This window comes from Leisingera sp. ANG49, from assembly GCF_059694505.1.
In genome coordinates this window covers 303,274-310,114 of sequence record NZ_JCATZN010000005.1, presented here as the reverse complement: position 1 = coordinate 310,114, position 6,841 = coordinate 303,274, and the positions used below count along the sequence as shown (strand labels likewise).

The 6,841-nt window shown below is 65.3% G+C and carries 7 protein-coding genes and 2 pseudogenes; 7 read left to right on the top strand and 2 right to left on the bottom strand.

What is annotated here, in order from left to right; all coding sequences use genetic code 11:
• Positions 1-199 (top strand): annotated as a pseudogene (locus AC58NV_RS18360) (spermidine/putrescine ABC transporter substrate-binding protein); the annotation flags it as partial.
• A gap of 187 nt (positions 200-386) precedes the next feature.
• Here the strand turns inward: AC58NV_RS18360 and AC58NV_RS18355 are convergent.
• Positions 387-548, bottom strand: a pseudogene (locus AC58NV_RS18355) (IS5/IS1182 family transposase); the annotation flags it as partial.
• A gap of 79 nt (positions 549-627) precedes the next feature.
• Positions 628-1,149, bottom strand: a complete 522-nt coding sequence (locus AC58NV_RS18350) for a winged helix DNA-binding protein (protein WP_497228399.1) — start codon at positions 1,147-1,149, stop codon at positions 628-630.
• A 206-nt stretch (positions 1,150-1,355) separates the two neighbouring features.
• On the opposite strand from AC58NV_RS18350, the gene AC58NV_RS18345 reads away from it, so the two are divergent.
• From AC58NV_RS18345 to AC58NV_RS18320, 6 genes are read left to right on the top strand one after another with little or no spacing between them, the layout of a single operon-like run.
• Entirely contained in the window at positions 1,356-2,327 is a 972-nt protein-coding gene (locus tag AC58NV_RS18345; protein WP_497228398.1) for a TRAP transporter substrate-binding protein, read from the top strand.
• Between the two features lie 58 nt (positions 2,328-2,385).
• Positions 2,386-2,934: a TRAP transporter small permease gene (locus tag AC58NV_RS18340; protein ID WP_497228397.1), complete on the top strand. Its 549-nt coding sequence runs from the start codon at positions 2,386-2,388 to the stop codon at positions 2,932-2,934.
• A gap of 9 nt (positions 2,935-2,943) precedes the next feature.
• Entirely contained in the window at positions 2,944-4,239 is a 1,296-nt protein-coding gene (locus AC58NV_RS18335) for a TRAP transporter large permease (RefSeq protein WP_475054382.1), read from the top strand.
• Positions 4,239-4,985 carry a 5-oxoprolinase subunit B family protein gene (locus AC58NV_RS18330; RefSeq protein ID WP_497228396.1) on the top strand — a complete coding sequence of 249 codons (747 nt, stop codon included), beginning with the start codon at positions 4,239-4,241 and terminating at the stop codon, positions 4,983-4,985. Before AC58NV_RS18335 ends, AC58NV_RS18330 begins: the two co-directional genes overlap by 1 nt.
• Positions 4,982-5,998, top strand: a complete 1,017-nt coding sequence (locus AC58NV_RS18325) for a 5-oxoprolinase subunit C family protein (protein WP_497228395.1) — start codon at positions 4,982-4,984, stop codon at positions 5,996-5,998. The genes AC58NV_RS18330 and AC58NV_RS18325 overlap by 4 nt, the downstream gene beginning before the upstream one ends.
• 9 nt (positions 5,999-6,007) lie before the next feature.
• On the top strand, positions 6,008-6,781 hold the full coding sequence (locus AC58NV_RS18320; protein ID WP_497228394.1) for a LamB/YcsF family protein: 774 nt from the start codon (positions 6,008-6,010) through the stop codon (positions 6,779-6,781).
• The last annotated feature ends 60 nt before the right edge of the window (positions 6,782-6,841 follow it).

Below are 6,841 nucleotides of genomic sequence, written 5' to 3'. Positions count from 1 at the left end.
TAAATACATCATCGAGAACTGGGGCTATGCCCATTCCAATGCCGAGGCGTTCAAATCCGCGGACCAGAGCCTGATCGAGACCTACGGCTTTGCCGATGTCGACAAGTTCTTCAAAGGCAGCCTGTTCTTCGACGCGGTCAACCTGGAGCTGGAAGGCCGCATGCTGAAGGAATTCGAGCGCATCAAGGCCGGCTTCTGATCCCAGAAAGCGGCGGGATCAAAACCCGCCGCTTTTTCCGCTTACACCATCTGCCAGCCACATGCGCGAAATATGTGCGCACGTCTCAAAGAGACGGGCTTTTACCTGCCGCGAATGGCGGCTCGGAGCCAGTCCCGCTGGGGCCAAGCAAATTTGCTTATTTTATTCATCGGTTTCAATGATTTTAGAGAGTTTTGTACGGGCTGTATGCCTTGGGCGTATTTTGCGATCGCAACCTGTCAGGATTGAAGAAAATTGCTCCGCTCAGCACCCGCTGGACATCCACGCGAGGCTTGCCATGGGAACTCGGAAAGGAGGGCTCCAAGCGCGCCGCTTGCACATCGGTCAGCTGGAAAAGGTTGAGACAACCACTGCCGGTTTTTTTGTTGACGAACCATGCTGAAAACGTGAATTCATTGGGGCTGGACCTATAGTGACGCTGCTGCTCGGCTGGCCTGGTCGTAACGGCCCGACAGCGCGCGCAAGCTGCGGGCCAGTTCGCGCAAGTCATTACCGGGCAATTCGGCGGCGGACAGGCCGTCCAGCAGGCACTGGCGGCGGACATCGCGGTAGGCCGAGCAAAGCTCTGCCCCCTCGGCCGAGGTGCGGTAGAACACTTCCTTGCCGCGCTTTTCCGAGGCCAGCAGCCCTGCTTTCAGCAGCTTGCGCAGCCCGTAGTTCACGGTGTGGCTGTCCTCGATGTTGAGCAGGAAGCAGATGTCGGTCAGGCGCTTGTCCTTGCCGCGGTGGTTGACGTTGTGAAGGATCAGGATTTCCAGCGGGCTGAGTTCCGGCTGGCCGGCCGCCGCCATGCAGCGGGTCATCCAGCGGGAAAAGGCGTTGGAGGCAATGATCAGGCCGAATTCCAGCTCCGACAACTCCCAGCCTTCGCCCTCTGCCAGGTGGCGGGAGGAGACGATTCGGCGGGAATCCGGTTTCTTTTCGGCCATCTTTTGCCCCTTCCTTGTTGATAAAACCCCGGTGTTTTATCTGCATGTGGTCATAAAAGGACAAAGTATCAAGGAGATCAAGCAGGCTGTCAGGCCGCTGGAAGCTGCCGGGCGGGGCAGGGGTGGAGGTTGCACCTTGGCAAAACGTAGACAAAATGTCATCGTTATGCGTACATTATTGCAATGTTTCGCATTGGGAGGAAAACATGCAATTTTCGCGTATGCTGGGCGGCGCGGCTGTCCTGATCACCGGTCTGTCGGTGCCGGCCCTGGCCGCAACCTGGGACATGCCGACGCCCTATCCGGACGCCACGTTCCACACCAAGAACATCGCTGAGTTCGCCAGCGACGTTGCCGAGGCGACCGATGGCGGGCTGGAGATCAAGGTCCATTCGGCCGGATCGCTGTTCAAGCACCCCGAAATCAGCAAGGCCGTGCGCAGCGGCCAGGTGCCCGCGGGCGAGTTCTTCCTGTCGCTGCTGGCCAACGACAACCCGGCGTTCGGCGCCGACTCGCTGCCGTTCCTGGCGACCAGCTATGAAGAGGCCGAGCGGCTGTGGGCGGCGCAGAAGGATGTGATCGACGGGCTGCTGGATGAGCAGGGGCTGATGGCGCTGTATGCTGTGCCGTGGCCGCCGCAGGGTCTGTACACCACCAAGGAAATCAACAGTGTCGACGATCTGGCGGGTCTGAAGTTCCGCACCTACAACGCGACGCTGGAGCAGTTTGCCAACCTGGCGGGTGCTGCGCCGACACAGGTTGAGGTGCCGGACATTCCGCAGGCCTTCAGCACCGGCCGCGTCGAGGCGATGATCACCTCGCCCTCCACCGGCGTGAATTCGAAGGCGTGGGACTTCCTGACCCATTACACCGACATCCAGGCCTGGATCCCGAAGAACATCGTGGTGGTGAACAAGCGCGCGTTCCGCCGCTTGGATGAAGCGACCCAGACCGCCATTCTGGAAGCCGCGGCTGAGGCCGAGGCGCGCGGCTGGGAGATGAGCCGGGCCGAGACCAGCAGCCAGATCGAGGTGCTGAAGGAAAACGGCATCACCGTGTCCGAGCCGTCGGAAGAGCTGATGGAAGGCCTGCGCGCGATTGGCGCCGAGATGCTGGAAAACTGGAAAGGCGAGGCCGGGGAGGCCGGTGCCACCCTGCTGAACGCCTACCAGCAGTAACATGACCTTGACCGGACGCCGGGAGCGGCGTCCGGTTTCCTGGGGAGGAGGAGCAGCCATGCGGGTTGTGCTTGATTTCATCTACCGTGCGGCCGGCGGGCTGGCAGCACTGTTTATCGTGGCCATTGTGGCGCTGGTATTTGCGCAGGTGTGCCTGAACCTCGCTGACAAGATCGCGGTGGCGCTGACCGGAAACGGCGTAGGCCTGACGATCCCGTCCTACGCGGATTTCACCGGCTTTTTCCTGGCGGCTTCGACCTTCCTGGCGCTGGCCTATGCGCTGCGCGCAGGCGGCCATATCCGGGTGACGCTGGTGACCAACCGGCTGCCTGCTGCCGCGCACCGAGCAACGGAGCTGGGCGTGATCCTGCTGGCATTGGCGATGAGCGGCTATGCCACCTGGTACATGGGGCTGCTCTTGCTGGAATCGCTGGAGTTCGGCGACCGCAGCGCGGGCATGGTGTCGGTGCCGCTGTGGCTGCCGCAGGCGCCGGTGGCGCTTGGGCTTGCGATCCTCACCCTGGCGCTGGCGGACGAGCTGATCTGCATGCTGCGCGGCGCGCTGCCCTCCTGGGAGGGCAAGGGCGAAAACCTTCTGAGCGAATAGGGGATCATCATGTCGGTTGCCGCGCTTTCCATCATTCTTCTGGTCCTTCTGTTCCTGTTCCTGGGCGCCGGCCTGTGGGTGGCCTTTGCCCTGTTGGGTGTGGGCATCGCCGCGATGGCGCTGTTCACCGAGGCGCCGCTGGGGCTGGTGATGGCCACCACCATGTGGGGCCACAGCAACTCCTGGGCGTTGGCGGCGTTGCCGCTGTTTATCTGGATGGGCGAGATCCTGTTCCGCTCGCGCCTGTCGGAGGACATGTTCACCGGGCTGTCGCCCTGGATGAACCGGCTGCCCGGGCAGCTGCTGCATGTGAACGTCTTTGCCTGCGGCATCTTTGCCGCCGTGTCGGGGTCGTCCGCGGCCACTGCCGCCACCATCGGCAAGCTGTCGATCCCCGAGCTGGCGCGCCGCGGCTATCCTGAGAAGCTGGTGATCGGCACGCTGGCCGGGTCCGCAACCCTGGGGCTGCTGATCCCGCCGTCGATCATCCTGATCGTCTATGGCGTGGCGACCGAGCAATCCATTGCCCGGCTGTTTGTCGCGGGCGTGCTGCCCGGCGTGCTGCTGGTCGGGCTGTTCGTGGGCTATGTGGTGGTCTGGGCGCTGCTGAACCGCAGCAAGCTGCCGACTGAGGACATCGCCGCCACCTTCCGCGAGAAGCTGAAGCGCGCCCGCAGGCTGCTGCCGGTGGTGCTGCTGATCGGCGGGGTGATCGGCTCGATCTATGCGGGGATTGCCTCGCCCACCGATGCTGCAGCTGTTGGCGTGGTGCTGGCGCTGCTGCTGTCGTGGCAGTCCGGCTCGCTGACGCGGCAGAGCTTTACCGAGGGGCTGATGGGGGCGACCGTCACCTCCTGCATGATCGCCTTTATCCTGGCGGGGGCGTCGTTCCTGACCGTGGCGATGGGGTTCACCGGCATTCCGCGCATTCTGGCGGAGTGGATCGGATCGCTGAACCTCTCCACCTTCACCCTGCTGGCGGCGCTGACCATCTTCTTTGTGATCATGGGCTGCTTCCTCGACGGGATTTCGGTGGTGGTTCTGACCGCCTCGGTCATCATGCCGATGGTGCTGGAAGCGGGCATTGATCCCTTGTGGTTCGGTATCTTCCTGGTGATCGTGGTGGAGATGTCGCAGATCACGCCGCCGGTCGGGTTCAACCTGTTTGTGCTGCAATCGCTGACCGGGCGGGACATTCTGACCGTGGCCAAGGCGGCGCTGCCGTTCTTCTTCCTGATGGTCGTGGCGCTGGTGCTGATCGTGCTGTTCCCGTCTATCGTGACCTTCCTGCCGGAGCAGATGTGATGGCTGAGGTGAGCGCAGCAACACCCGTTCCCGAAATCCGCACGGTGGGGGTGGACGGGATGCTGGTAAGCTTTGGCAGCCGCCTGAGCGAGCCGGCCAACCGCGCCGCCCTGGCGTTCCGCGCGGCGCTGGCGCAGGAGAGCTGGGACGGAGTCGAGGAGGTCTCTACCTCGCTGGTGTCGGCCTATGTGCGGTTTGATTTGCGGCATCTGGACCATGCGGCGCTGCGGGCGCGGCTGGGGGCGCTGCTGGCGCAGCGCGACTGGTACGCGGCAGAGCTGCCCGGTCAGCGCCGCCTGTGGCGGATCCCGGCGGTGTTCGGCACCGAGCTTGCGCCGCAGCTGCCGCAGGCGGCAGAGGCCGCGGGCATGACGGAGGCGGAGGCGGTGGCCTCGCTGTCGGCGGCGCGGGTGCGGGTGCAGACCATCGGTTTTGCGCCCGGCCAGCCCTATCTGGGCGAATTGCCGGAGGCCTGGGACATACCGCGCCAGACCCAGCTGACCACCCGCATTCCCGAAGGCGCGCTGGCGGTGGCGATCCGGCAGCTGGTGCTGTTCTCGGTGGCCACGCCGACCGGCTGGATGCACGCAGGCCAGACCGCGGTGCGGCTGTTCCGCCCGGATGCGGAGGAGCCGTTCCTGCTGCGCCCCGGCGATGAGGTGCAATTCACCCCGGTGACGCCGGAAGAGCTGCAAGGCTTGCGGCGCGATCCGCTGGGCGGCGCCAAGGCGGAGGATCTGTCATGACCGGCACGTTGACTGTTTTGCGCGCAGGGCCGGGGGTGACGGTTCAGGACGGCGGCCGCCCGGGCTGGCTGGAATACGGGGTGTCGCGCGGCGGTGCCGCCGACCGGCTGGCGCTGGCCGAGGGCGCGGCGCTCTTGGGGCAGGGCGCGGATCTGGCAGCGGTTGAGATGGCCGGCATGGGCGGCGAGTTCCAGGCGGGCAGCGACCTGCGCATCGCGCTGACCGGCGCGCCGATGCGGGCGAGCATCGACGGCGCCGCCGTGGCGTGGAACGCCAGCCACCTGCTGCCTGCGGGCGCGCGGCTGGCCATCGGGGCGGCGCAGAGCGGCAGCTATGGCTATCTGCACGTTGGCGGCGGCATTCAGACACCGGAGCATCTGGGCGCGCGCTCGGCGCATCTGGCGGCGGGCATCGGTGCGCTGCTGGCGGAAGGCGACGTGCTGGAAACCGGCGCGGACGGTGGCCGCACCACCGGGCTGGGGCTGGCACCGGAGAACCGGTTCGAGGGCGGCACCGTGCGGGTTGTGGCGAGCCTGCAGACGGCGCTGTTCCCGCAGGCCAAGCTGGCGCGGTTCGAGCGGACGGCCTTCCGCCGCGGCGCCCGCGGCAACCGGATGGGCGTGCCGCTGGAAAGCGATGGCGAGGGCTTCCGCCCCGATGGCGCGCGCACGGTGGTGTCGGAGGTGATTACGCCCGGCGACATCCAGGTGACCGGCGACGGCACGCCCTATGTGCTGCTGGCGGAGAGCCAGACCACTGGCGGCTATCCCCGGATCGGCACGGTGCTGCCGTGCGACCTGCCCTTGCTGGCGCAGGCGGCGGCGGGGGCGGAGCTGCACTTCCGTTTCATTCCGCTGGAAGAGGCGGTAGAGCTGGAGCGGGCCGAGGCGGAGCGGCGCGAGGGGCTGCGCAGCCAGTGCTTTCCTTTGATCAGGGATCCGCGCAGCATGACGAACCTGCTGTCCTATCAGCTGATCAGCGGCGTGATTGCCGGTGAAGAAGATGTCTTGTGAGGAGATGACATGACCCGAACTGTCGATCTGAATGCCGATATGGGCGAAAGCTTTGGCGCCTGGTCGCTGGGCGATGATGCCGGGCTGCTGGATATCGTGACCTCGGCCAATATCGCCTGCGGTTATCATGCGGGCGATCCGGACGTGATGGCCGCGACGATGAAACACGCGGTGGCCAGGGATGTGGGCATCGGCGCGCATCCGGGTTTTCCCGACCAGCAGGGCTTTGGCCGCCGCCGGATGTCGGTGCCGAAAGAAACGCTGGGCAACATGGTGCGCTACCAGCTGGGCGCGGCGCAGGCGATGGCGCGCGCGGCGGGCGGCGCGGTGCGGCATCTGAAGCTGCACGGGGCGCTGGCGAATATGGCCTCGGAAGATGCGGCGATGGCGCGGGCCTGTTATCAGGCGGCGCTGTCGGTGGACCCGGAGATCATCGTGATGGTGCTGGCGGGCACCGCGCAGCAGCAGGCGGCGCACGAGCTGGGCTGCAAGACCGCGTGCGAGATCTTTGCCGACCGCGCCTATAACGACGACGCGACACTGGTGGACCGCAGCCTGCCCGGCGCGGTGATCCATGATCCGGCAGAGGCCGGGCGGCGGATGGTGGAGATGGTGCGCGAAGGCGCCATCATCACAGCCAGCGGCAAGCGCATCAAAACCCGCATCGACACCATCTGTCTTCATGGCGACACCCCGGCTGCCCTTGCGATTGCAACAGCCGTGCGCAGAACGCTGCTGGACAGTGGCGTAAGCCTTACCAAACCCAATGGTACGGAGCGTTGAGTTTTCTATTGAGACCGGTCTCTGCTGTCTGCCTGACTTGCACTCTGTGATAGGTCTTAG

Coding starts and splice junctions, on each gene's coding strand:
- AC58NV_RS18350 (WP_497228399.1), bottom strand. CDS start 1,149: ATGGCCGAAAAGAAACCGGATTCCCGCCGAATCGTCTCCTCCCGCCAC.
- AC58NV_RS18345 (WP_497228398.1), top strand. CDS start 1,356: ATGCAATTTTCGCGTATGCTGGGCGGCGCGGCTGTCCTGATCACCGGT.
- AC58NV_RS18340 (WP_497228397.1), top strand. CDS start 2,386: ATGCGGGTTGTGCTTGATTTCATCTACCGTGCGGCCGGCGGGCTGGCA.
- AC58NV_RS18335 (WP_475054382.1), top strand. CDS start 2,944: ATGTCGGTTGCCGCGCTTTCCATCATTCTTCTGGTCCTTCTGTTCCTG.
- AC58NV_RS18330 (WP_497228396.1), top strand. CDS start 4,239: ATGGCTGAGGTGAGCGCAGCAACACCCGTTCCCGAAATCCGCACGGTG.
- AC58NV_RS18325 (WP_497228395.1), top strand. CDS start 4,982: ATGACCGGCACGTTGACTGTTTTGCGCGCAGGGCCGGGGGTGACGGTT.
- AC58NV_RS18320 (WP_497228394.1), top strand. CDS start 6,008: ATGACCCGAACTGTCGATCTGAATGCCGATATGGGCGAAAGCTTTGGC.